The 21626-nt window shown below is 66.9% G+C and carries 34 protein-coding genes; 32 read left to right on the top strand and 2 right to left on the bottom strand.

Annotated elements, in window-relative coordinates:
• From BKH32_RS11335 to rpsQ, 13 genes are all read left to right on the top strand, one after another.
• Window positions 1–696, top strand: a 696-nt coding sequence (locus tag BKH32_RS11335; RefSeq protein ID WP_143222817.1) for a SpaH/EbpB family LPXTG-anchored major pilin, incomplete at its 5' end; no start/stop codon positions are given.
• Window positions 697–938: 242 nt separating this feature from the next.
• Window positions 939–2177 (top strand): class C sortase, encoded by a 1239-nt coding sequence (locus BKH32_RS11340; RefSeq protein ID WP_075250136.1) that lies wholly within the window; start codon window positions 939–941, stop codon window positions 2175–2177.
• 257 nt (window positions 2178–2434) lie between these two features.
• Entirely contained in the window at window positions 2435–2743 is a 309-nt protein-coding gene (gene rpsJ / locus BKH32_RS11345; protein ID WP_003786051.1) for a 30S ribosomal protein S10, read from the top strand.
• An 8-nt stretch (window positions 2744–2751) separates the two neighbouring features.
• Window positions 2752–3420, top strand: a complete 669-nt coding sequence (gene rplC / locus BKH32_RS11350; RefSeq protein ID WP_075250137.1) for a 50S ribosomal protein L3 — start codon at window positions 2752–2754, stop codon at window positions 3418–3420.
• A 4-nt stretch (window positions 3421–3424) separates the two neighbouring features.
• Window positions 3425–4069 (top strand): 50S ribosomal protein L4, encoded by a 645-nt coding sequence (rplD, locus tag BKH32_RS11355; RefSeq protein ID WP_070661462.1) that lies wholly within the window; start codon window positions 3425–3427, stop codon window positions 4067–4069.
• On the top strand, window positions 4066–4368 hold the full coding sequence (gene rplW, locus BKH32_RS11360) for a 50S ribosomal protein L23 (protein ID WP_003786064.1): 303 nt from the start codon (window positions 4066–4068) through the stop codon (window positions 4366–4368). Before rplD ends, rplW begins: the two co-directional genes overlap by 4 nt.
• Window positions 4369–4394: 26 nt before the next feature.
• Window positions 4395–5231 carry a 50S ribosomal protein L2 gene (gene rplB, locus BKH32_RS11365; RefSeq protein WP_009747234.1) on the top strand — a complete coding sequence of 279 codons (837 nt, stop codon included), beginning with the start codon at window positions 4395–4397 and terminating at the stop codon, window positions 5229–5231.
• Window positions 5232–5245: 14 nt separating this feature from the next.
• Complete coding sequence (gene rpsS / locus BKH32_RS11370) at window positions 5246–5524, top strand: 30S ribosomal protein S19 (protein WP_003786073.1); 279 nt, start codon at window positions 5246–5248, stop codon at window positions 5522–5524.
• Between the two features lie 31 nt (window positions 5525–5555).
• On the top strand, window positions 5556–5933 hold the full coding sequence (rplV, locus tag BKH32_RS11375; RefSeq protein WP_003789298.1) for a 50S ribosomal protein L22: 378 nt from the start codon (window positions 5556–5558) through the stop codon (window positions 5931–5933).
• Complete coding sequence (rpsC, locus tag BKH32_RS11380; RefSeq protein WP_075250138.1) at window positions 5933–6754, top strand: 30S ribosomal protein S3; 822 nt, start codon at window positions 5933–5935, stop codon at window positions 6752–6754. Before rplV ends, rpsC begins: the two co-directional genes overlap by 1 nt.
• Window positions 6755–6757: 3 nt before the next feature.
• The gene (gene rplP, locus BKH32_RS11385; RefSeq protein WP_075250139.1) at window positions 6758–7177 is read left to right on the top strand and encodes a 50S ribosomal protein L16; all 420 of its coding nucleotides are present in this window, start codon (window positions 6758–6760) and stop codon (window positions 7175–7177) included.
• The gene (gene rpmC / locus BKH32_RS11390) at window positions 7177–7422 is read left to right on the top strand and encodes a 50S ribosomal protein L29 (RefSeq protein WP_009403578.1); all 246 of its coding nucleotides are present in this window, start codon (window positions 7177–7179) and stop codon (window positions 7420–7422) included. The genes rplP and rpmC overlap by 1 nt, the downstream gene beginning before the upstream one ends.
• On the top strand, window positions 7419–7712 hold the full coding sequence (gene rpsQ, locus BKH32_RS11395; protein WP_075250140.1) for a 30S ribosomal protein S17: 294 nt from the start codon (window positions 7419–7421) through the stop codon (window positions 7710–7712). Before rpmC ends, rpsQ begins: the two co-directional genes overlap by 4 nt.
• 125 nt (window positions 7713–7837) lie before the next feature.
• Here rpsQ and BKH32_RS13725 read toward each other — a convergent pair whose 3' ends face one another.
• Window positions 7838–8392 (bottom strand): hypothetical protein, encoded by a 555-nt coding sequence (locus tag BKH32_RS13725; RefSeq protein ID WP_143222818.1) that lies wholly within the window; start codon window positions 8390–8392, stop codon window positions 7838–7840.
• Between the two features lie 1653 nt (window positions 8393–10045).
• Here BKH32_RS13725 and rplN point away from each other — a divergent pair.
• The 19 genes from rplN to rplQ all read left to right on the top strand — a co-directional run bounded on the left by rplN (window position 10046) and on the right by rplQ (window position 21235).
• Window positions 10046–10414: a 50S ribosomal protein L14 gene (gene rplN, locus BKH32_RS11400; RefSeq protein WP_003781898.1), complete on the top strand. Its 369-nt coding sequence runs from the start codon at window positions 10046–10048 to the stop codon at window positions 10412–10414.
• Window positions 10415–10416: 2 nt separating this feature from the next.
• On the top strand, window positions 10417–10761 hold the full coding sequence (rplX, locus tag BKH32_RS11405; protein ID WP_003781892.1) for a 50S ribosomal protein L24: 345 nt from the start codon (window positions 10417–10419) through the stop codon (window positions 10759–10761).
• A 2-nt stretch (window positions 10762–10763) separates the two neighbouring features.
• Entirely contained in the window at window positions 10764–11321 is a 558-nt protein-coding gene (gene rplE / locus BKH32_RS11410) for a 50S ribosomal protein L5 (protein ID WP_043537565.1), read from the top strand.
• A gap of 1 nt (window position 11322) precedes the next feature.
• Window positions 11323–11508 carry a type Z 30S ribosomal protein S14 gene (locus tag BKH32_RS11415; protein WP_003781856.1) on the top strand — a complete coding sequence of 62 codons (186 nt, stop codon included), beginning with the start codon at window positions 11323–11325 and terminating at the stop codon, window positions 11506–11508.
• 58 nt (window positions 11509–11566) lie between these two features.
• Window positions 11567–11965, top strand: a complete 399-nt coding sequence (gene rpsH / locus BKH32_RS11420) for a 30S ribosomal protein S8 (RefSeq protein WP_003781870.1) — start codon at window positions 11567–11569, stop codon at window positions 11963–11965.
• 21 nt (window positions 11966–11986) lie between these two features.
• Complete coding sequence (rplF, locus tag BKH32_RS11425; protein WP_065362852.1) at window positions 11987–12526, top strand: 50S ribosomal protein L6; 540 nt, start codon at window positions 11987–11989, stop codon at window positions 12524–12526.
• 2 nt (window positions 12527–12528) lie between these two features.
• Complete coding sequence (gene rplR / locus BKH32_RS11430; protein WP_003789309.1) at window positions 12529–12909, top strand: 50S ribosomal protein L18; 381 nt, start codon at window positions 12529–12531, stop codon at window positions 12907–12909.
• 34 nt (window positions 12910–12943) lie between these two features.
• Window positions 12944–13651 carry a 30S ribosomal protein S5 gene (gene rpsE, locus BKH32_RS11435; protein ID WP_003781868.1) on the top strand — a complete coding sequence of 236 codons (708 nt, stop codon included), beginning with the start codon at window positions 12944–12946 and terminating at the stop codon, window positions 13649–13651.
• Entirely contained in the window at window positions 13651–13857 is a 207-nt protein-coding gene (gene rpmD / locus BKH32_RS11440) for a 50S ribosomal protein L30 (RefSeq protein ID WP_075250147.1), read from the top strand. Before rpsE ends, rpmD begins: the two co-directional genes overlap by 1 nt.
• A 1-nt stretch (window position 13858) precedes the next feature.
• Window positions 13859–14335, top strand: coding sequence for a 50S ribosomal protein L15 (gene rplO / locus BKH32_RS11445; RefSeq protein WP_075250141.1), 477 nt, complete (start codon window positions 13859–13861; stop codon window positions 14333–14335).
• Between the two features lie 349 nt (window positions 14336–14684).
• Window positions 14685–15977, top strand: a complete 1293-nt coding sequence (secY, locus tag BKH32_RS11450; protein ID WP_075250142.1) for a preprotein translocase subunit SecY — start codon at window positions 14685–14687, stop codon at window positions 15975–15977.
• Window positions 15974–16561 carry an adenylate kinase gene (locus BKH32_RS11455; RefSeq protein ID WP_178384651.1) on the top strand — a complete coding sequence of 196 codons (588 nt, stop codon included), beginning with the start codon at window positions 15974–15976 and terminating at the stop codon, window positions 16559–16561. Before secY ends, BKH32_RS11455 begins: the two co-directional genes overlap by 4 nt.
• A gap of 133 nt (window positions 16562–16694) precedes the next feature.
• Window positions 16695–17576, top strand: a complete 882-nt coding sequence (gene map, locus BKH32_RS11460; RefSeq protein WP_075250144.1) for a type I methionyl aminopeptidase — start codon at window positions 16695–16697, stop codon at window positions 17574–17576.
• A 371-nt stretch (window positions 17577–17947) separates the two neighbouring features.
• On the top strand, window positions 17948–18169 hold the full coding sequence (infA, locus tag BKH32_RS11465; protein WP_003781847.1) for a translation initiation factor IF-1: 222 nt from the start codon (window positions 17948–17950) through the stop codon (window positions 18167–18169).
• A gap of 33 nt (window positions 18170–18202) precedes the next feature.
• Window positions 18203–18316, top strand: a complete 114-nt coding sequence (rpmJ, locus tag BKH32_RS11470; RefSeq protein ID WP_003781903.1) for a 50S ribosomal protein L36 — start codon at window positions 18203–18205, stop codon at window positions 18314–18316.
• Window positions 18317–18481: 165 nt separating this feature from the next.
• Window positions 18482–18856 (top strand): 30S ribosomal protein S13, encoded by a 375-nt coding sequence (gene rpsM / locus BKH32_RS11475; protein WP_010614542.1) that lies wholly within the window; start codon window positions 18482–18484, stop codon window positions 18854–18856.
• Between the two features lie 62 nt (window positions 18857–18918).
• Complete coding sequence (rpsK, locus tag BKH32_RS11480; RefSeq protein ID WP_003781888.1) at window positions 18919–19320, top strand: 30S ribosomal protein S11; 402 nt, start codon at window positions 18919–18921, stop codon at window positions 19318–19320.
• A gap of 157 nt (window positions 19321–19477) precedes the next feature.
• Window positions 19478–20479, top strand: coding sequence for a DNA-directed RNA polymerase subunit alpha (locus tag BKH32_RS11485; protein WP_075250145.1), 1002 nt, complete (start codon window positions 19478–19480; stop codon window positions 20477–20479).
• Window positions 20480–20509: 30 nt separating this feature from the next.
• Window positions 20510–21235, top strand: coding sequence for a 50S ribosomal protein L17 (rplQ, locus tag BKH32_RS11490; RefSeq protein ID WP_075250146.1), 726 nt, complete (start codon window positions 20510–20512; stop codon window positions 21233–21235).
• Between the two features lie 108 nt (window positions 21236–21343).
• Here rplQ and BKH32_RS13975 read toward each other — a convergent pair.
• Window positions 21344–21626 (bottom strand): hypothetical protein (locus BKH32_RS13975; RefSeq protein WP_178384653.1); only part of this gene is annotated, 283 nt, incomplete at its 5' end.

Below are 21626 nucleotides of genomic sequence, written 5' to 3' on the forward strand. Positions count from 1 at the left end.
TTCGAGGGCACGGTTGCCTCGATCGGTAACGGTGACATCAAGAACACCGCCCAGCTCATCTCCGACACCATCTATGCCAGCACGCCTCCGGAGCCGACCGAGCCCCCGACCAAACCTGACAACCCTCCGACGTCCGACGAGGTGACCACTCACTGGGGCGACCTGATGATCAAGAAGGTTGACAGTCACGACAAGGGTGCCAGCAAGGCGGGTCTTAAGGGCGCCGAGTTCCAGCTGTACAAGGCCAAGGAGTCCTACGCGGACACCTGCACCAAGGAGAAGGAGGGGGCCCCCATCGCCGTTGACGGCAAGACCACGCTGACCACCGACGAGAACGGCGTCGTCAACATCAAGGGCCTGTTCGTCTCCGACTCCATTGACGGGGCGGGCCGCGACAACAAGGTCAACGCCCCTGCGCGCTGCTACGTCCTGGTCGAGACCAAGGCGCCCACCGGCTTCGTCCTGCCCTCGGGTGACGACGCCGTGACCGCTGTCAAGGTCCAGACCGGCGCCGTGGCCACGGACGACGTCACCGTTGAGAACACCAAGCAGGCGGTCCCGGGCCTGCCCCTGACCGGTGCCAACGGCATGCTCATCCTGACCGCCTCCGGCGCGTCCCTGCTGATGATCGCCGTCGGCTCCGTCCTGGTGGCCCGCTACCGCGAGCGCAAGCACAGCGCGAACCTCGCTGCCTGATGACAACCGCTGTCGGCCGGGGCCCCCAAGCCCCGGCCGACAACCACAACCACAACCACAAGTGCCTCACCTCAACCACGTCGTGACTGTGTTCCGAACACGTCTCGATCGTCAGGTTGTGGCCTGAGCGGAACCGGTGCAGGCACTCGGCGGACCTCGTTCCGTCGAGCGCCTGCACCGTCATGTGCGAACCCGCACCATCCCCACCCCGAAACACCCGACCCTGGAAGCGCACGAGGCCCATGATCTCCCGCAACGCACGCCACCCCCGCACCGCCCGGACTCCGCGCACACGCGCCTCGAGCCTCCAGAAGCACCGCCGCCATCGTGCCTGGCGCCTGTCGGTCTCCGCGCTCATCACCTCCATCATGGCGGTCGTCGGCATGGGGCTGCTGGCCTACCCGACGGCGGCCTCCTGGATCTCCCAGTACAACCAGTCGAAGGTGACTGCCGACTACTCCGCCCAGGTTGACGATGCCCGGCCCGACGCCAAGACCCAGATCGAGCAGGCTCACGCGTACAACGACGCGCTCTCTGCCGGAGCGGTCCTGGAGGCCAACAACCACGTCCCCACCGGCGCCGGCTCCAGCAAGGACAGCTCCCTGAGGTACGCCAACATCCTCAAGGCGAACAACGAAGGCCTCATGGCCCGGCTCAAGATTCCCTCCATCTCCCTGGACCTGCCCGTCTACCACGGCACGGCCGACGACACCCTGCTCAAGGGCCTGGGGCATCTGGAGGGCACCTCACTGCCGGTCGGGGGAGAGGGGACCCGCTCGGTCATCACCGGGCACCGCGGCCTGGCCGAGGCCACCATGTTCACCAACCTGGACAAGGTCAAGACCGGTGACAGTCTCATCGTCGAGGTCTTCGGGGAGGTCCTCACCTACCGGGTCACCAGCACCAAGGTCGTCGAGCCCGAGGAGACCGAGGCCCTGCGCGCCGAGGAGGGCAAGGACCTGCTCACCCTGGTGACCTGCACGCCCCTGGGCATCAACACCCACCGCATCCTGCTGACCGGCGAGCGCGTCTACCCGACCCCGGCCAAGGACCTCGCGGCGGCGGGCAAGCGCCCTGACGTCCCCCACTTCCCCTGGTGGGCCGTGGGCCTGGCGGCGGGGCTCATCGTCGTCGGGCTGTACCTGTGGCGCTCGGGCTACGCAGCGGCGAGGACCAAGGAACGGGCCCTGGCCAGGGCCCGTGAGGCGGAGCAGGAGCCGCGCCCCCAGACCTGGGCGGAGCAGATGCGCATCTGGATGGACGACGACGCCGGTGTCGAGCCCCAGCGGTGGTTCACCGACCTGCCGGTACCGCCCCAGCCCTCCGAAATGGAGAACCTGGCGCTTCTGGAGGAGATCGCGTCGCTGTCGGCGCCTTCTGGTCGATGGGATGACGAGGAGCTCATCGACACCGCGGAGATCCCGGCGCTGGACGCGACACGCCCGAGCGCGGGGGCCAGTGGGCGGACTCACAGGCTCTAGGCCCCATCCTGGGTTCCGCTGCCCGCGGGAGCCCTGATACCGTAATCCGGCCGGCCAAGGGCGTGCGCTTGCGTGCCCCTGGCTGTGCCACCCCGGGACTCCCCGGGAATCATTCTGACGGACCCGTTCCTCCTGAACGGGTTTCCGTGTGTCCAGACCGGTTCACCGCCTTCCATCACGGGAGCGGCGCGCGTCCTGAAGCGACACGCCCGAGCGCGTGGACCGGCCAGAAGCAAGTACAAGAGAGGTTAGGCGCCATGGCGGGACAGAAGATCCGCATCCGGCTCAAGTCCTACGACCACGAGGTCATCGACTCCTCGGCGCGCAAGATCGTCGACGTCGTGACCCGCGCTGGTGCGACGGTCGTGGGCCCGGTGCCGCTGCCGACCGAGAAGAACGTGTTCTGCGTGATCCGGTCGCCGCACAAGTACAAGGACAGCCGCGAGCACTTCGAGATGCGCACGCACAAGCGGCTGATCGACATCGTCGACCCGACGCCCAAGGCCGTCGACTCGCTCATGCGTCTCGACCTGCCCGCTGACGTCAACATCGAGATCAAGCTCTGAGGACTGCCATGACAACGCTTAACACGCCGGCTGCCGCCGCGCCTGCCAAGGCGCTGCTCGGCACCAAGCTCGGCATGACGCAGATCTGGGACGAGAACGGGGTCCTGCGCCCCGTGACCGTCGTCCGGGTCGACACCAACGTCGTGACCCAGGTCCGCACCATCGAGACCGATGGCTACGAGGCCGTTCAGCTCGCCTTCGGCGACATCGACGCCCGCAAGGTCACCAAGCCGCTCGCCGGCCACTTCGCCAAGGCCGGGGTCGAGCCCCGCCGCCACGTGGCGGAGGTTCGCACCTCCCTGGCGTCGGAGTTCGCCCCCGGCCAGGAGCTGGCCGCTGACACCTTCGAGGTCGGCCAGCTGGTCGATGTCACCGGAACCTCCAAGGGTAAGGGCTTCGCCGGTGTCATGAAGCGCCACGGCTTCGCCGGTGTGGGCGCCTCCCACGGTGCTCACCGCAACCACCGCAAGCCCGGTTCCATCGGCGCCTGCGCCACCCCCGGACGCATCTTCAAGGGCCTGCGCATGGCCGGCCGTATGGGCCACGCGCGCCGCACCGTCCAGAACCTCAAGATCCGCGGCGTCGACGTTGACAAGGGCGTTCTGCTCGTCAACGGCGCGATCCCCGGCCCCAAGGGCTCGGTCGTCGTCGTCCGCACCGCCGTGAAGGGAGCCTGAGACCATGACTGAGGCACTCACCGTCGACGTCGTCGACTCCACGGGCAAGAAGACCGGCAGCGTCGAGCTGCCCGCCGAGATCTTCGACGCCCCCCTCAACATTCCGCTCATGCACCAGGTGGTCGTCGGCCAGCTGGCCGCGGCCCGCCAGGGCACCCACGCCACCAAGACCCGCGGCGACGTCCGCGGCGGTGGCCGCAAGCCCTACCGCCAGAAGGGCACCGGCCGCGCCCGCCAGGGCTCGACCCGCGCCCCGCAGTTCGTCGGCGGCGGCACCGTCCACGGCCCGCAGCCGCGCGACTACACCCAGCGGACCCCCAAGAAGATGAAGGCCGCCGCCCTGCGCAGCGCCCTGTCCGACCGCGCCCGCAACGGCCGCGTCCACGTCATCACCGAGTTCGTCACCACCACGGTGCCCTCCACCAAGAACGCCCTGGTCGCGCTGCGCAACCTCACCGACCGCAAGGCCCTGGTGATCGTGGACCGTCAGGACGACCTGTCCAGGCTCAGCCTGCGCAACGCCCCCGAGGCGCACGTCCTGTGGGCCGACCAGCTCAACACCTACGACGTCCTCAAGTCCGACGACGTCGTCTTCACGGCCTCTGGCCTGGATGCGTTCCTGGGCAAGGGTGAGGAGGAGTCCAAGTGAGCCTCGAGAAGTCCAAGAACCCCCGCGACGTCATCATCGCGCCGGTGGTCTCCGAGAAGTCCTACGCCTGCATGGACCGTGGCCAGTACACGTTCATCGTGGCGCCGGGATCCAACAAGACCGAGATCAAGCAGGCCGTCGAGGCCATCTTCGACGTCAAGGTCTCCTCGGTGAACACCATCAACCGCAAGGGCAAGACGCACCGCACCCGCACCGGGATCGGCAAGTCCAAGGACACCCGCCGTGCGATCGTCACCCTGCGCGAGGGGACCATCGACATCTTCGGTGATGTGGCCTAGTGCGCCACGGAAGGTAAAGGACCGATATGGGAATCCGTAAGTACAAGCCCACGACCCCGGGTCGTCGCGGCTCCTCCGTGGCCGACTTCGTGGAGATCACGCGCAGCACGCCCGAGAAGTCGCTGGTGCGCCCGCTGAGCAAGTCCGGTGGACGCAACTCCTCCGGCCGGATCACCACCCGTCACAAGGGTGGCGGCCACAAGCGCGCCTACCGTCTCATCGACTTCCGTCGTCACGACAAGGACGGCGTGCCCGCCAAGGTCGCTCACATCGAGTACGACCCCAACCGCACCGCGCGCATCGCCCTGCTGCACTACATGGACGGCGAGAAGCGCTACATCATCGCCCCGAACAAGCTCCGTCAGGGCGACGTCGTCGAGGCCGGCCCCAGTGCCGACATCAAGCCCGGCAACAACCTGCAGCTGCGTCACATCCCCACCGGTACGGTCGTCCACGCGGTCGAGCTGCGTCCCGGTGGCGGGGCCAAGATCGCTCGCAGCGCCGGCACCTCCGTCCAGCTGGTCGCCAAGGAGGGCAAGTACGCGCAGCTGCGCATGCCCTCCGGGGAGATCCGCAACGTGGAGGCCGCCTGCCGCGCCACCATCGGCGAGGTCGGCAATGCCGAGCAGTCCAACATCAACTGGGGCAAGGCCGGCCGTATGCGCTGGAAGGGCGTGCGCCCGACCGTCCGCGGTGTCGTCATGAACCCGGTGGACCACCCGCACGGTGGTGGTGAGGGTAAGACCTCCGGTGGTCGTCACCCCGTCTCGCCGTGGGGCAAGCCCGAGGGCCGCACCCGCCGTCCCAACAAGTCCAGCGACCGCCTCATCGTGCGTCGTCGTCGGACCGGCAAGAAGCGCTGATAGGAGCCTGAATCATGCCGCGTAGTCTGAAGAAGGGTCCCTTCGTCGACGACCACCTCCTCAAGAAGGTGGACGCTCAGAACGAGAAGGGCACCAAGAACGTCATTAAGACCTGGTCCCGCCGTTCGGTCATCACGCCGGACTTCCTGGGGCACACCTTCGCCGTCCACGACGGTCGCAAGCACGTGCCGGTCTTCGTTACCGAGTCCATGGTGGGCCACAAGCTCGGTGAGTTCGCTCCGACCCGCACCTTCCGCGGGCACGTCAAGGACGACCGCAAGTCGCGTCGCTGACGGACGTCGGAAAGTTTGAGAGGCAGAGAACATGGAAGCCAAGGCGCAGGCCAAGTACGTGCGCTGCACGCCGATGAAGGCGCGCCGGGTCGTGGACGTCGTCCGCGGCAAGCGCGCCGTCGAGGCCGTCAACGTGCTCCGATTCGCCCCGCAGGCCGCTGCGGTGCCGGTGCGCAAGGTCCTCGAGTCCGCAATCGCCAACGCCCGGTTCAAGGCTGAGCGTGACGGTGAGCGTTTCGACGAGAACGACCTGTTCATCATCGAGGCGTTCGCCGACGAGGGTCCCACCCTGAAGCGGTTCCGTCCCCGTGCGCAGGGCCGGGCCAGCAGGATCCTCAAGCGGACCAGCCACATCACCGTCATCGTCGGGGACAAGTCCGACGCCGCAACGAAGGAAGGAGCCCGGTAATGGGGCAGAAGGTCAACCCGACCGGGTTCCGCCTGGGCATCACCACGGACCACCGCTCGCGCTGGTTCGCCGACTCCACCAAGCCCGGTCAGCGTTACCGCGACTTCGTGGAGGAGGATGTCAAGATCCGCCGCCTCATGGAGGACGGCATGGAGCGGGCCGGTATCTCCAAGGTCGACATCGAGCGCACCCGTGACCGCGTGCGCGTCGACCTGCACACCGCCCGTCCCGGCATCGTCATCGGTCGTCGTGGGGCCGAGGCCGAGCGCCTGCGCGGTCAGCTCGAGAAGCTGACCGGCAAGCAGGTCCAGCTCAACATCCTCGAGGTCAAGAGCCCCGACCTGGACGCCCAGCTGGTCGCCCAGGGGATCGCTGAGCAGCTCGCCTCCCGCGTGTCCTTCCGTCGCGCCATGCGCAAGGGCATGCAGTCCGCGATGCGCGCCGGCGCCAAGGGCATCCGGGTGCAGTGCTCCGGCCGCCTGGGCGGCGCCGAGATGAGCCGCAGCGAGTTCTACCGCGAGGGGCGAGTGCCCCTGCACACCCTGCGCGCGAACATCGACTACGGCTTCTACGAGGCCAAGACCACCTTCGGCCGCCTCGGCGTCAAGGTGTGGATCTACAAGGGCGACATCACCGAGCGCGAGTTCGCCCGCCAGCAGGCCGAGTCCGGCTCCCGTGGCCGGGGCCGGGGCGAGCGCCGCGGCGGCCGTCGTGGCGACCGCGGTGAGCGCGGTTCGCGTCAGAACACCGAGCAGCAGCAGGCAGTCGAGCAGACGCCGGCCGCCGAGACCGCTGCCGCAGACCAGGGAACGGAGGCCTGAGCCGTGCTCATCCCCCGCCGGACCAAGTTCCGCAAGCAGCACCGCCCGCACCGCACGGGCCTTTCCAAGGGCGGCAACCAGATCGCCTTCGGTGACTACGGCATCCAGGCCCTCGAGCCCGCCTACATCACCAACCGCCAGATCGAGGCGGCCCGTATCGCCATGACCCGCCACATCAAGCGTGGCGGCAAGGTGTGGATCAACATCTTCCCGGACCGCCCCCTGACCAAGAAGCCCGCCGAGACCCGTATGGGTTCCGGTAAGGGCGCACCCGAGTGGTGGATCGCCAACGTCAAGCCCGGACGCATCCTGTTCGAGCTCGGCGGTGTCGACGAGGCCCTCGCCCGCGAGGCCATGCGCCGCGCACAGCACAAGCTTCCGATGAAGACCCGTTTCGTGACTCGTGAGGGTGGTGACGTCTGATGGCAATCGGTTCCAAGGGCCTGACCCCCGCCGACCTCGACGGCATGGACAACGAGCGCCTCTCCGAGGAGCTCTCCAAGGCCAAGGCCGAGCTGTTCAACCTCCGGTTCGCCTCGGCGACCGGCCAGCTCGAGGACCACGGACGTCTCAAGGCTGTGCGTCGCGACATCGCCCGCATCTACACGATCGTGCGCGAGCGTGAGCTCGGTATTCGCACCGCCCCGAGCACGGAGGAGTCCAAGTGAGCGAGCAGACCAGCACTGAGAACGTCGAGCAGTCCACCGCGCGCCCCCAGCGCAAGGTGCGTCGCGGCTACGTCGTCTCCGACAAGATGGACAAGACGGTTGTCGTCCTCGTCGAGGAGCGCTACAAGCACTCCCTGTACGGCAAGGTCCTCCGTCGCTCCAAGAAGGTCAAGGTCCACGACGAGAACAACGAGGCCGGTGTCGGCGATCTCGTCTCCATCATGGAGACCCGCCCGCTGAGCGCCACCAAGCACTTCCGCCTCCTGGAGATCCTCGAGCGCGCCAAGTGACCCTCGGCTGAACGCCGCCCTCGACCCCGTCGAGACGGCCCCCGACGCCGCAGCATCCCACCTGGGAGGCTGCGGCGTCGGCGTTGTTCTGACGGCCGGCCATCACGTCCGACAGTGAGTGCTGCTCACCAGTAGCCTTGCATAAAAGTCAAAGCTGCGGTCCACAGTGCATTTCCGGATGCTGCTCCGAGAGCATTCACGAGTGTGTCCCGTCCGAGTTCCCGTAGGCCTTCGGCTGTGCTGCGCTTGTCGTTCTGATCAACAGCTACACGGATTCGCTCAACGATAGCGCGGTCTGTCAGTTGGGTGACCTTTTCGGCAAGACGATCAACGAGATCGGCAATCCGTTGCTCTTGCCCATCGATCTGTAACATAAGGTCGCCGTTAACTATTACGATGACTGAACCGGATTGAGCGAGTGTGTCCTGCTGCGAATCTGTGTGCTCAGCTATGGCCGCATTGGCGTATGATATTGCCGCTTTGGACCATCTTTCACCGCCTCGTAGAGGCTTCTTCTCAACAAGGCCAAGTCGCCGTGCGATCCGCTGTTCGTCATCTGTAGCGATACGAAACCAGCTGTCGTTCAAGTGCGTGGCAGCCGCAAGCACTTGTTCGACCATTTCTGTCTCCTCTGAGGAGTGTGAGCGCGGCTTGAGGTCGATAGGTTGAATCGTGTTCACTTCTCCTTCGCAATCGTAGATCAGTGGGTGGTTACGTCCTGCCAGGACTACTTCTACCTGAGGGGATGCATCAAGGATGGTGTTCCTACTGAGAACTGGGGTGGCTGATGTAAGAAACCCTTCCTCGTTTGGGGGGACTACAAGATCGTTGGGTAGGAGATCCACAACCCGTCTGCGTTCAACCTCAGCCGGTGATAGCCAGGTCTTGATAGCCAGTGCAGTTAGCGGCACGGAGACTGCTGTGACTAGCCATGACAGCCAAGGGAAGGTAGAGCTAGTCCAGTACCGTGCAGTGACGGCTACCAGCAACGGTGCAGCCACTATTGTGGCCCTGAAGAGTGGAAGTGGAGTGAAAATTGTGCGAGTCCGTGACGCGAGAGCGATATCGTTGAATGTTGGATGAAATTTCTGCATTGGATGCCCCTTTTGGTGTGGTCGAACTGATAGTGACTACGGTATGGTGCGGCTCTGACATCTATTTGAGGGCCTTAATGACATGGTCGTTCCTGTACTGCGGAGTTCCAGGTCTATAACTGCGCTTTGTGAACGTCGGTCATGCAGAGAGATCGCCCAAGCAGTGGCGCGTCGAAGTTGTGGGGGCGTTGACTGTCAATGCTGTACTCAAGTGCATCGATAGGCGCTGTGTTCGTTGGGACTTAGTGGTTTGGGGCGTGGTCTTCCTTGCTGTGCGCCGTTGATGCCTGACCGGGCGGTACTACACGAGGGTCGGGTGTTACTGGGGGAGGGGCGGGTGTACTCCGGGTGGGTGGGGCCTTCGTGCAGTGTGCACAACCCTTGGCCAGTAGATCCCGACCCTCGTGGAGTACAGGCGGTTCTGAAAAGGATCGGGCCGGAGCCGACGTCGGACCACGATCTCCCGGCCCCGAGCGAGCGCCACGCAGCGAGCCAGTGGGGTGCGGACCTGGGGGAGGGCGCCGGGCGGTGCCGCAAAAACCCTGCGCCCAGTGTCCACAGCGCTGACATTGACGATCTCGCCATCAGTGCCCCCAGCGGTGTTCGTTGGAATCCTGCGGTTTCTTGGAGGTGTGCGGCGTCGGCGCGGACCTGATGTCAGCACCATGGACACCGCCGGTCCGCCGGGCGTCCCGGATGGCGGCGTTGTTGGGCGCACACCGCGGGACCCGAACTCGGCGCAGGTCGCCCCTGACTGGAGCCGGCTGCGGATCACGGATGACAGTCAGGCGGATCGGGGACTGCGCTTTCCGACGAGGACGTCCTGTTCCCCCAAAGGACGACGGTCGTACCCCAGTCGTCTGGAGGACAACGCAGTCGTCGGCGGGCAGGTACGTCGTCGATCAGGGGCTGACAGCCGGCCGGGCGCTTCGGGGCATTGGCGCAGGAGGTCCGGGAAAAGCCGGTGAGCAAAGGCACAGGCCCTGGTTCTCATCTCAGGTTCCGCGCGATACGGCGGCTGGACTAGGCTAATGGAGTTGCGCGCGCCCTCGGTGCGCCCGGCAGAGACCTCGTGCAGTCTGCGCCTGTGTCTGTCGGGACGGCGTATCGCGGGAATCCCCTGTCCCTGGGTCGGCCTCGTGCGGCCTGCGGCCGGGGGAGACGTGTGCAAGACCAGAAGAACGTTCGGCCAGGCTCAGGAGCTTCCTGAGAACCGGCTCGACGACAGGAGAACACTCAATGATCCAGCAGGAGTCGCGACTGAAGGTCGCCGACAACACCGGTGCCAAGGAGATCCTTTGCATCCGTGTTCTCGGTGGATCGGGTCGGCGCTATGCGGGTATCGGCGACACGATCGTCGCCACCGTCAAGGACGCCATTCCCGGCGGCAACGTGAAGAAGGGCGAGGTCGTCAAGGCCGTCGTCGTGCGTGCCCGCAAGGAGCGTCGTCGTCCCGACGGCTCATACATCCGCTTCGACGAGAACGCCGCCGTCATCCTCAAGAACGATGGGGAGCCGCGCGGTACGCGCATCTTCGGCCCCGTCGGCCGTGAGCTTCGCGAGAAGAAGTTCATGCGCATCGTCTCGCTCGCCCCGGAGGTGATCTGAACATGGCACGCATCAAGAAGGGTGACCAGGTCATCGTCATCGCCGGTAAGGACAAGGGCAAGACCGGCCGCGTTCTGGAGGTCCTCAAGGGCACTGACCGTGTCATCGTCGAGGGCGTCCAGCGCGTGACCAAGCACACCAAGGTGGGGCAGTCCCAGCAGGGTGCCCGCACCGGCGGCATCGAGACCGTTGAGGCGCCCATCCACGCCTCCAACGTCATGCTCGTCGACCCCAAGACCAAGAAGCGCACCCGCGTGGGCTTCCGCGTCGAGGAGGGCGTGCGTCCCGACGGCCGCAAGCGCACCGTCCGCGTGCGTTACGCCAAGAAGAGCGGGGAGGACCTGTGACCATGGCTGAGAAGACCACCCCCCGTCTCAAGACGAAGTACGCCGAGGAGGTGCGCCCCGCCCTGCTCAAGGAGTTCCAGCACGGCAACGTGATGGAGGTCGGGCGCGTCGTCAAGGTCGTCGTCAACATGGGCGTGGGCGAGGCCGCCCACGACTCCAAGATGATCGAGGGCGCCGTGCGCGACCTCGCCGCCATCACCGGCCAGAAGCCCCAGGTGACCCGGGCCCGCAAGTCCATCGCGCAGTTCAAGCTGCGTGAGGGCATGCCGATCGGCGCGCACTCCACGCTGCGCGGCGACCGCATGTGGGAGTTCCTGGACCGTCTGGTCTCGATCTCCCTGCCCCGTATCCGCGACTTCCGCGGTCTGAGCCCCAAGCAGTTCGACGGGAACGGCAACTACACCTTCGGTCTGACCGAGCAGGCTGTCTTCCACGAGATCGACCAGGACCAGATCGACCGCGTCCGCGGTATGGACATCACCGTGGTGACCACGGCCAAGACCGACGAGGAGGCCCGCTCGCTGCTCAAGCAGCTCGGCTTCCCCTTCAAGGAGAAGTGAGATGGCGAAGACCGCACTGATTGAGAAGGCGAACCGCAAGCCCAAGTTCGGTGTCCGTGCCTACACGCGCTGCCAGCGCTGCGGCCGCCCGCACTCGGTCTACCGCAAGTTCGGCCTGTGCCGTATCTGCCTGCGTGAGATGGCCCTTCGCGGCGAGCTCCCGGGCGTGAGCAAGTCCAGCTGGTAAGAACTTACGTCGCAGGTCCGCTGAGGAAACCACGACGAGGAAGGGCCAAGGCCCACTCATGACAATGACAGACCCCATCGCAGACATGCTGACCCGTCTGCGCAACGCAAACAGCGCCTACCACGACACCGTGTCGATGCCGTCGAGCAAGCTCAAGGTGAACATCGCTGAGATGCTCAAGTCCGAGGGCTACATCGCCGGCTACGAGGTCACGGACGCCGAGGTCGGCAAGACGCTCACGCTGAGCCTCAAGTACGGAGCCAACCGCCAGCGGGCCATCCAGGGCCTGCGCCGGATCTCCAAGCCCGGCCTGCGCGTCTACGCCAAGTCCACCAACCTGCCCAAGGTCCTCGGTGGCCTGGGAGTGGCGATCCTGTCCACCTCCTCCGGCCTCCTGACCGACAAGCAGGCCGAGTCACGTGGCGTGGGCGGCGAAGTCCTCGCCTACGTCTGGTAAGAGAAGGAACGGAGGAAAACCATGTCTCGTATTGGACGGCTCCCCGTTCCGGTTCCTGCCGGAGTGGACGTCACCATCGACGGCCAGGACGTGACGGTCAAGGGCCCCAAGGGCACCCTGTCCCGCACGATCAGCGAGCCCCTGAGCGTCACCCGCCAGGAGGACGGCTCCATCCTGGTCACGCGCCCCGACGACGAGCGCCGCTCGCGCTCGCTGCACGGGCTGTCGCGCACCCTCATCAACAACATGGTGATCGGCGTCACCGAGGGCTACACCAAGCAGCTCGAGATCGTCGGCACCGGTTACCGCGTCGCCGCCAAGGGCCAGGGCATCGAGCTCTCCCTCGGCTTCTCCCACACCGTGACCGTTGAGCCCCCCGAGGGCATCACCTTCACGGTCGACGGCAACCTGAAGATCACCGTCTCCGGTATCTCCAAGGAGCAGGTCGGCGAGGTCGCGGCGAACATCCGCAAGATCCGTCCGCCGGAGCCCTACAAGGGCAAGGGCGTGCGCTACGCCGGCGAGAACGTGCGCCGCAAGGTCGGAAAGGCTGGTAAGTGACTATGGCTTACTCGATCAAGAGGGGCAAGGGCAACCCCCGCGCCATCGCCCGCAAGATCCGTCACCAGCGCGTGCGCAAGCACATCTCCGGCACGCCCGAGCGTCCCCGCCTGGTGGTCACCCGCTCCAACCGCCACATGGTGGCTCAGGTCGTGGACGACACCATCGGTCACACCCTGTGCGCCGCCTCCACCCTGGAGGAGGCCGCCAAGGGCGTCGAGGGCCACAAGGTGGGCGCCGCCCACAAGGTCGGCGAGCTCATCGCCGAGCGCGCCAAGGCGCTGGGCATCGAGGCAGTCGTGTTCGACCGCGGCGGCAACAAGTACCACGGCCGTGTCGCGGCCGTCGCCGAGGGCGCCCGCGAGGGCGGCCTGAAGCTGTGAGCACTAAGACGACGAGAAAGCAGAGGAACATCTGATGGCTGCACCGCAGCGAGACAGGTCCGCGTCGTCCGACGGCTCGGCCCAGCGCGAGAACGACGAGCGCCGGGGCGAGGGCCGCGGCCGCCGCGACCGCAACAACGACCGCCGCGACCGTGGTCGCGGCAACGACGACAAGTACATCGAGCGCGTCGTCACCATCAACCGCGTGTCCAAGGTCGTCAAGGGCGGCCGCCGCTTCACCTTCACGGCCCTCGTGGTCGTCGGTGACGGTGAGGGCACCGTCGGCGTGGGCTACGGCAAGGCGAAGGAAGTTCCCGCCGCCATCGCCAAGGCCGTCGAGATCGCGAAGAAGAACTTCTTCCACGTCCCGATGATTCGCCGCACCATCCCGCACCTGGTCCAGGGCGAGGACTCCGCCGGAGTCGTCCTCCTGCGCCCGGCGTCCCCCGGTACCGGTGTTATCGCCGGTGGTCCGGTGCGCGCCGTGCTGGACTGCGCCGGTGTCCACGACATCCTGTCCAAGTCGCTGGGCTCCTCCAACGCGATCAACATCGTGCACGCCACGGTGGACGCCCTCAAGCAGCTCGAGCAGCCCGAGGCCGTCGCGGCCCGCCGTGGCCTGCCCCTGGAGGACGTCGCCCCGCAGTCCATGCTGCGGGCCCGCGCCGAGGGCGAGGCCGACAAGCGCGCTCAGGCCGAGAAGCAGGAGGCCGAGAAGGCCGCTGAAGGAGTGGGTGCGTGATGGCTGAGTCCGCATCGAAGCAGATGACCAAGCAGCTCAAGGTCACTCAGGTCCGCTCTGGCATCGGGGGCACCCACCGCCAGCGCGAGTCCCTCAAGACCCTGGGCCTGCGCAAGATCCGCCAGTCCGTCGTGCGTGAGGACACCCCCAGCGTGCGCGGCCTGATTGCCACGGTGCACCACCTGGTCACCGTTGAGGAGGTCTGAGATGGCTGACACCGAGAACACGCAGGAGGAGAAGGTGCGCGTCGTCAAGCTGCACCACCTGCGTCCCGCCCCCGGCGCCAAGAAGGCCAAGACCCGCGTGGGTCGTGGTGAGGCGTCCAAGGGTAAGACCGCCGGTCGCGGTACCAAGGGCACCAAGGCTCGTTACCAGGTGCGTCCTGGTTTCGAGGGTGGCCAGATGCCGCTGCACATGCGTCTTCCCAAGCTGCGCGGCTTCCGCAACCCCAACCGGGTCGAGTTCCAGCCCGTGAACGTCGGCCGCATCGCCGAGCTGTTCCCCGAGGGCGGCACGGTGACCGTGGAGGACCTCGTCGCCAAGGGTGCGGTTCGCAAGAACCATCTCGTCAAGGTCCTCGGCGGCGGCGACGTCGCCGTGGCCCTGACGCTCACGGTCGACGCCTGGTCCGGCTCCGCCAAGGAGAAGATCGAGGCCGCCGGCGGCACCATCGCCACGCGCTGAACGCCGTCGAGCCGCGCCCGGCAGGGGTGACTCCCTGAAGAAGCGGTCCTGACGAGTCGCGAGATCACAGACCCCGGCGGTCCAGGGAAACCTGGGCCGCCGGGGTTGTTCGTGCGCGGGCGCCGCCCAGGGAGGCGGCCGTAGCGCGCCAGTGCGAAGTGTCTTGGATCACCCCGGGCTACCTCACCGGGACGAGACGTGAGAAAACCCGCACCTCATTGACGTTGCAAGCCCGTCTCAGCGCCCAGGTAGCGAGCTCGGCGGGGTAGTCTGGGCCGGGCGCAGTTCCCCTGCGCTCCGCCTTGCTGCCCGCAGGGCCGAACCCACCCCCGAGTCCACAGGAGATCGAGTGCTCAGTGCGTTCACTCAGGCGTTCAGAACGCCAGACCTCAGGGCGAAGCTGCTCTTCACCCTCGGCATCATGGCCCTGTTCCGGCTCGGGTCCATCCTGCCGGCGCCCGGCGTCAACCTGGTCAACGCCCGGCAATGCATCGCCGCTGCCGAGGATCAGAACCTTCTCAGCCTCGTCAACGTCTTCTCCGGTGGTGCGCTGCTTCAGCTGAGCGTCTTCGCGCTGGGCATCATGCCCTACATCACCGCCTCCATCATCATCCAACTCCTGCGGGTCGTCATCCCCCGCTTCGAGGAGCTCCACAAGGAGGGACAGGCGGGCACTGCCAAGCTCACCGAGTACACCCGCTACCTCACCATCGGCCTGGGGCTGCTCCAGTCCAGCACCATCGTGGCCACGGCCAAGAGCGGCAAGCTCTTCCCGACTTGCAACAAGCCGGTTCTGCCCGACGGCTCGGTCATCACCCTGCTGCTCGTCGTCATCACCATGACCGCCGGCACCGGCCTCATCATGTGGCTGGGTGAGCTCATCACCGAGCGCGGTATCGGCAACGGCATGTCGCTGCTCATCTTCACCTCCATCGTGGCCCAGTTCCCCTCCAACATGTTCTCCATCGCCGGGGGCAACAACGGGGCGGCCAACTTCGCCATCGTCGTGGCCGTCGTCCTCCTGGCCACCCTCGCGGTCGTCTACATCGAGCAGGCCCAGCGGCGCATCCCCGTGCAGTACGCCAAGCGGATGATCGGGCGCCGCCAGTACGGCGGATCGACCACCTACATTCCGGTCAAGATCAACACCGCCGGCGTCATCCCCGTCATCTTCGCCTCCTCGATCCTGGCCATGCCCCAGCTCGTCTCCGGCTTCGGTGACCCCCGCAGCCGGTGGGTGCAGTGGATCATGACGCACCTGCACCAGACGCACCCGATCTACCTGACCGCCTACGGCGTCCTCGTCCTGTTCTTCGCCTTCTTCTACACGGCCATCACCTTCGACTCCGAGGAGATCGCGGACAACATGAAACGCTACGGCGGCTTCATCCCCGGCATCCGCGCCGGTGAGCCCACCGTGCGCTACCTGTCCTACGTCATCAACCGCATCACGACGGCGGGCTCCATCTACCTGGTGGTCCTCGCCCTCATCCCGACGCTCGCCGTCATCTGGCTGGACCTGGCTCAGCACCTGCCCTTCGGCGGAACCACTATCCTCATTATGGTGGGCGTGGGCCTCCAGACCGTCAAGGAAGTCAACTCCCAGCTGCAGCAGCGTCACTACGAAGGGTTCTTGTCATGAGCGCACGCATGGTTCTTCTCGGTCCCCCCGGAGCGGGCAAGGGCACCCAGGCCGCCCGGATCGCCGAGCGCCTGGGCATCCCGGCCATCTCCACCGGAGACATCTTCCGTGCCAACGTCGCCGGCGCCACCGAGCTCGGCACCCAGGCCAAGGCCTACATGGACAAGGGCGAGTACGTCCCCGACTCCATCACCAACGCCATGGTCGCCGACCGCATCGCCCAGGCCGACTGCGAGGCCGGCTTCCTCCTGGACGGCTACCCGCGCACCACGGCGCAGGTCGGCGAGCTCGACTCCATGCTGAAGGCCTCGGGCCTGGCCCTCGACGTCGTCGTCGAGATCACCGCCGACGCCGAGGCCGTCGTCGCCCGCCTGCTCAAGCGGGCCGGTGAGCAGGGACGCGCCGACGACACCGAGCCCGTCATCCGCCGCCGCCTCGAGGTCTACGCCGAGTCCACCGCGCCGCTGGCCGACCTCTACGCCGAGCGCGACCTGCTCGTCCAGGTCGACGGCATGGGCGAGATCGACGTCGTCACCGGCCGCATCATGGAGGCCCTCGCCTCCCGCGGCATCACCGGCTCCTGAAGCCCACGCTCACCGGCGGGTCGTCTGCTCACGCGGACGACCCGCCTGCGCATGCTCCGGTGCGTCCCCATATCTGACGGGGCCGCCGGACAGCCCAGGCCCACCCCGCTCCACACGACCCCAGGAGGCCCCCGTGCTCTCACGCGAACAGATCCAGATCAAGACGCCGGAGCAGGTCCGTCTCATGCGCCGGGCCGGGCTCGTCGTCGCCGACATCCACGCCGCCCTGCGCGAGGCGGTGCGCGCCGGGATCACCACCGCCGAGCTCGACGCCGTCTCTGCCGGGGTCATTGAGGCCGCCGGCGCCCACTCCAACTTCCTGGGCTACTACGACTACCCGGCCACCGTGTGCATCTCCGTCAACGAGGAGGTCGTCCACGGCATCCCCGGCGAGCGGGTCCTGGCCGACGGCGACCTGGTCACCTTCGACTGCGGCGCCTACATCGTCGACGAGGACGGCACCCAGTGGCACGGCGACGCCGCCTTCACCACCGTCGTCGGCGGGACCTACCTGAGCCGGACCGACCGGCTCGTGGACACCACCACCCGGCAGGCCCTGTGGGAGGCGATCGCCGCCGTCGCCCGCGCCGCAGCGGGGGAGGGGCGCGGACGTCAGCTGTGCCTCAACGCGGTCGGCGACGCGGTCGAGGCCGTTGTCGCGGACGTGGCCGAGCGGGAGGGCCACGAGCTGGGGATCCTTCAGGAGTACGTCGGCCACGGCATCGGCACGAGCATGCACATGGCCCCCGACGTCCTCAACTACTCCGTCAAACGACGCGGCCCCCGCCTGCGCCCCGGCATGGTGCTGGCCATCGAGCCCATGCTCACCGCCGGCAGCCCGGCAACGCGCGAGCTCGACGACGGCTGGACCGTCGTCACCCGGGACGGCTCACACGCCGCCCAGTGGGAGCACACGGTGGCCATCGTCCCCGGAGGCGTGTGGGTCCTCACCGCGCCCGACGGCGGCGCCGAGGGCCTGGCCCCCTACGGCATCGAGCCCAAGGCACTGGGCTGAGACGCTGAGGTGGGACCTGCTGCGAGGAGCCGTCGGAATCAGGGGCGCCCGGAGGCCGAGGACGCACCTTAAACCCCGTGGACTGCGCCCGCGACGTGCGTCGTCGAGGGCGGGGGTGCGTCCTCGACGACGCACGCGCCTGCGGTGTGTCAGGAAACACCGCGTGATCGCGCCATCTGGCATGGTGGAGCCCGGGCCGTCTGCCGTAAAGTTGTCCGCTGGACGCGCGTCCGTCGATGACGCATGCCCTCATGCCGCATTCACGACCCTGGCAACAGGGGCCCGCGGTGGGCCTGCGCAACGGCGACCGCGGCTGCCCGGCGGCGACGTCGTCGGGGTGAACTCGAGCGAGAAAGCACCGATGGAGGAACATGGCTAAGAAGGACGGAGTCATCGAGGTCGAGGGATCGGTCGTCGAGGCCCTTCCGAACGCGATGTTCCGGGTGGAGCTGAGCAACGGGCACGTCGTGCTCGCGCACATCTCCGGAAAGATGCGGCAGCACTACATCCGCATCCTCCCCGAGGACCGGGTGGTCGTGGAGCTGAGCCCCTACGACCTGTCCCGCGGCCGAATCGTCTACCGGTACAAGTGACATGTCGGCTCCCAGAGCCGGCGGAGGAACATCATGAAGGTCAAGCCGAGCGTCAAGAAGATCTGTGACAGCTGCAAGGTGATTCGTCGCCACGGCCGCGTCATGGTCATCTGCGAGAACCCGCGGCACAAGCAGCGTCAGGGCTGAGTCCCCGGCGCCGGGCCGCCCGGAGAGCCGGACGGCCCTTTCCAGCACCCATCCCAGCGCACCCGCACCGCGGGTCCGCAACCCCCGGTTCTCGGAGGCCGGGGCCACCAGGCGAGGTGGGGGAGATGGGTGACGACCTCCGGGAGCACACAGGAGAACCACACCGTGGCACGCATTTCCGGTGTCGACCTGCCTCGCGAGAAGCGAGTCGAGATCGCACTCACCTACATCTTCGGGATCGGACGCACCCGCGCGGACGAGACCCTGAAGGCGACGGGCGTCAACCCCGACACCCGCGTCAAGGACCTCACCGAGGAGGAGCTGGTCAAGCTCCGCACCCACATCGACGGCAACTACCAGGTTGAGGGTGACCTGCGTCGTGAGGTCCAGGCGGACATCCGCCGCAAGATCGAGATCGGCTGCTACCAGGGCCTGCGCCACCGCCGCCACCTGCCGGTGCACGGTCAGCGCACCAAGACCAACGCGCGTACCCGCAAGGGCCCCAAGCGCACCGTGGCCGGTAAGAAGAAGGCCAAGTAAGCAGCAGCTCGCGCCCCGCCCAGCGCAGGGCGCAGTGACGACCTCATCACGAAGAAGGAAGAATGCCTCCCAAGACCCGCGCCGCCGCGCGCAAGACGCGCCGCAAGGACCGCAAGAACGTTACCCACGGTCACGCCTACATCAAGTCCACCTTCAACAACACCATCGTCTCGCTGACGGACCCGCAGGGCGCCGTCATCGCCTGGTGCTCCTCCGGCCAGGTCGGCTTCAAGGGCTCGCGCAAGTCGACCCCCTACGCCGCCCAGCTCGCCGCCGAGGCCGCCGCCCGGCGCGCCCAGGAGCACGGCATGAAGAAGGTTGACGTCTTCGTCAAGGGGCCCGGCTCCGGCCGCGAGACCGCGATCCGCTCCCTCCAGGCCGCCGGCCTCGAGGTCGGCTCGATCACCGACGTCACCCCCCAGGCCTTCAACGGCTGCCGCCCGCCCAAGCGCCGTCGCGTCTGAGCTTTAAGGGACGACGGCGCAGCCGGTTGCTGCGTCGTCGTCTCACCACGTTCCGCCCCCACGGCGGGACGCGGAGTAGGGCCGGTCCGCTCGGGCCGGCTGCTCCACCCATGAGGAACGGCGTCATATAGCGGGCGCCGCGACGAAAGGAAACCACGTGCTCATTGCACAGCGACCCACGCTCACCGAGGATGTCGTGGTCGAGGACCGCCGCTCGCGCTTCGTGCTCGAGCCCCTCGAGCCCGGCTTCGGCTACACGCTCGGCAACTCCCTGCGCCGCACGCTGCTGTCCTCCATCCCGGGGGCGGCCGTGACCAGCGTCCGCATCGACGGAGTGCCCCACGAGTTCCGCACGATCCCCGGGGTCAAGGAGGATGTCGCCCAGATCATCCTCAACATCAAGGAGATCGTCCTGTCCTCGGAGAACGACGAGCCGGTCGTCATGTACCTGCGCAAGTCCGGTCCGAGCGAGGTCACTGCCGGTGACATCACCCCGCCGGCCGGCGTCGAGATCCACAACCCCGACCTGGTCATCGCCACTCTCAACGAGAAGGGCAAGCTGGAGATCGAGCTGACGGTCGAGCGCGGCCGCGGCTACGTCTCCGCCAGCCAGAACAAGGACCCCAACGCGGAGATCTCCCGCATCCCGGTGGACTCGATCTACTCGCCGGTCAAGAAGGTCTCCTACTCCGTCGAGGCGACCCGTGTGGAGCAGCGCACTGACTTCGATCGTCTCATCGTCGACGTGGAGACCAAGTCCTCCATCACCCCGCGTGACGCCCTGGCCTCCGCCGGTAAGACGCTCGTGGAGCTCTTCGGCCTGGCCCGTGAGCTCAACGTCGAGGCCGAGGGCATCGAGGTCGGCCCCTCACCGATCGACGAGGCCTTCCAGCAGGACCTGGCCCTCATGATCGACGAGCTCGACCTGCAGGCCCGCTCCTCCAACGCCCTCAAGCGCGAGGGCATCCACACCGTCGGTGAGCTCGTCTCGCGCAGCGAGGCCGACCTGCTCGACATCCGTAACTTCGGCGCCAAGTCCATCTCCGAGATCAAGGACAAGCTGGCCGAGCTGGGGCTCTCCCTCAAGGGCTCCCCGGTCGACTACGTCTCGGACGACGACTACGCCAACCCCACGTTCAGCGACGAGACCCAGGCCTGAGCCGGCTCGTTATTCACCTAGGAGACAACCATGCCTCGCCCCACTAAGGGTCCCCGTCTGGGCGGCAGCGCCCAGCACGAGCGTCACCTGCTCGCCAACCTGGCCACGCAGCTCATCGTCCACGAGTCGATCAAGACCACGGAGGCTCGCGCCCGTCGCCTGCGTCCCTACGTTGAGAAGCTCATCACCAAGGGCAAGCGCGGTGACCTGCACGCCCGCCGCACCGTGCTGAAGAAGGTGACGGACAAGTACGCCGTCTACCGCCTCTTCGAGGAGCTCGCCCCCAAGTTCGAGGGCCGCGAGGGCGGTTACACCCGCATCATCAAGACGACCCCCCGCAAGGGCGACAACGCCCCCATGGCGGTCATCTCCCTGGTGCTGGAGCCGGTTGCCCGCAAGGAGATCGTGGAGGACGCGGTCGCCACCGCCAAGAAGGCCGCCCAGAAGGCCGTCGCCGACGAGGACAAGGCTGAGAAGAAGGCCACGACCGAGAAGGCTGAGGAGAAGGCCGACAAGGCTGAGAAGGCTGACAAGGCCGAGTACGCCGGTGCGGTCCGCCTCGAGGAGGGCGCCACTGACGCTCCCGACGACGACCACCTGGTCAAGGGCAACGAGGACTCCATGAAGTACCACGTTCCCGGCTCGCGCTGGTACGACGCCACGGTCGCCGAGGTCTGGTTCGCCAGCGCCGAGGACGCCGAGGCCGCGGGCTTCGCCCCCGCCGGCGGCGCCGCCGCCCAGAAGATCGAGAAGTGAACCAGGGCTTGACGCTCTGAGCGAGAGCTTCGGGGAGGGCCGGTCACCTGATGGTGGCCGGCCCTACCTGTGTTTGCGGGAGGTGACGGTGGGGCCTTCTCAGGCACGTCAGTTATCGCCCGCCTCCATCTCCTCAATCCGTTTGAGGACCTCATCGCGCTCCTGCCGGATGTTGGCTGCTTCTTCCATCTTGCCGTAGTGTTCTAGGATCCGTCCGTATGTTTCGAGCGAGTATGCAAACTTGCGACCGAAGAACTGTGTATCGTCGTTGGCTAAGTTTCTGAGGATATCGACGGACTCCTGGTAGATGCTCAGAACTTCGTCTTGTGTCCCAGAGCTAGACACGTGCCTGGCGAGGTTGCTGAGGGCCTTGGCGAGGTCGGGCTTGTAG

This window comes from Actinomyces oris (genome assembly GCF_001929375.1).
Classification (GTDB): Bacteria; Actinomycetota; Actinomycetes; order Actinomycetales; family Actinomycetaceae; genus Actinomyces; species Actinomyces oris_B.

Coding starts and splice junctions, on each gene's coding strand:
- BKH32_RS11340 (WP_075250136.1), top strand. CDS start 939: ATGATCTCCCGCAACGCACGCCACCCCCGCACCGCCCGGACTCCGCGC.
- rpsJ (WP_003786051.1), top strand. CDS start 2,435: ATGGCGGGACAGAAGATCCGCATCCGGCTCAAGTCCTACGACCACGAG.
- rplC (WP_075250137.1), top strand. CDS start 2,752: ATGACAACGCTTAACACGCCGGCTGCCGCCGCGCCTGCCAAGGCGCTG.
- rplD (WP_070661462.1), top strand. CDS start 3,425: ATGACTGAGGCACTCACCGTCGACGTCGTCGACTCCACGGGCAAGAAG.
- rplB (WP_009747234.1), top strand. CDS start 4,395: ATGGGAATCCGTAAGTACAAGCCCACGACCCCGGGTCGTCGCGGCTCC.
- rpsS (WP_003786073.1), top strand. CDS start 5,246: ATGCCGCGTAGTCTGAAGAAGGGTCCCTTCGTCGACGACCACCTCCTC.
- rplV (WP_003789298.1), top strand. CDS start 5,556: ATGGAAGCCAAGGCGCAGGCCAAGTACGTGCGCTGCACGCCGATGAAG.
- rpsC (WP_075250138.1), top strand. CDS start 5,933: ATGGGGCAGAAGGTCAACCCGACCGGGTTCCGCCTGGGCATCACCACG.
- rpmC (WP_009403578.1), top strand. CDS start 7,177: ATGGCAATCGGTTCCAAGGGCCTGACCCCCGCCGACCTCGACGGCATG.
- rplN (WP_003781898.1), top strand. CDS start 10,046: ATGATCCAGCAGGAGTCGCGACTGAAGGTCGCCGACAACACCGGTGCC.
- rplX (WP_003781892.1), top strand. CDS start 10,417: ATGGCACGCATCAAGAAGGGTGACCAGGTCATCGTCATCGCCGGTAAG.
- rplE (WP_043537565.1), top strand. CDS start 10,764: ATGGCTGAGAAGACCACCCCCCGTCTCAAGACGAAGTACGCCGAGGAG.
- BKH32_RS11415 (WP_003781856.1), top strand. CDS start 11,323: ATGGCGAAGACCGCACTGATTGAGAAGGCGAACCGCAAGCCCAAGTTC.
- rpsH (WP_003781870.1), top strand. CDS start 11,567: ATGACAATGACAGACCCCATCGCAGACATGCTGACCCGTCTGCGCAAC.
- rplF (WP_065362852.1), top strand. CDS start 11,987: ATGTCTCGTATTGGACGGCTCCCCGTTCCGGTTCCTGCCGGAGTGGAC.
- rplR (WP_003789309.1), top strand. CDS start 12,529: ATGGCTTACTCGATCAAGAGGGGCAAGGGCAACCCCCGCGCCATCGCC.
- rpsE (WP_003781868.1), top strand. CDS start 12,944: ATGGCTGCACCGCAGCGAGACAGGTCCGCGTCGTCCGACGGCTCGGCC.
- rpmD (WP_075250147.1), top strand. CDS start 13,651: ATGGCTGAGTCCGCATCGAAGCAGATGACCAAGCAGCTCAAGGTCACT.
- rplO (WP_075250141.1), top strand. CDS start 13,859: ATGGCTGACACCGAGAACACGCAGGAGGAGAAGGTGCGCGTCGTCAAG.
- BKH32_RS11455 (WP_178384651.1), top strand. CDS start 15,974: ATGAGCGCACGCATGGTTCTTCTCGGTCCCCCCGGAGCGGGCAAGGGC.
- infA (WP_003781847.1), top strand. CDS start 17,948: ATGGCTAAGAAGGACGGAGTCATCGAGGTCGAGGGATCGGTCGTCGAG.
- rpmJ (WP_003781903.1), top strand. CDS start 18,203: ATGAAGGTCAAGCCGAGCGTCAAGAAGATCTGTGACAGCTGCAAGGTG.
- rpsK (WP_003781888.1), top strand. CDS start 18,919: ATGCCTCCCAAGACCCGCGCCGCCGCGCGCAAGACGCGCCGCAAGGAC.
- rplQ (WP_075250146.1), top strand. CDS start 20,510: ATGCCTCGCCCCACTAAGGGTCCCCGTCTGGGCGGCAGCGCCCAGCAC.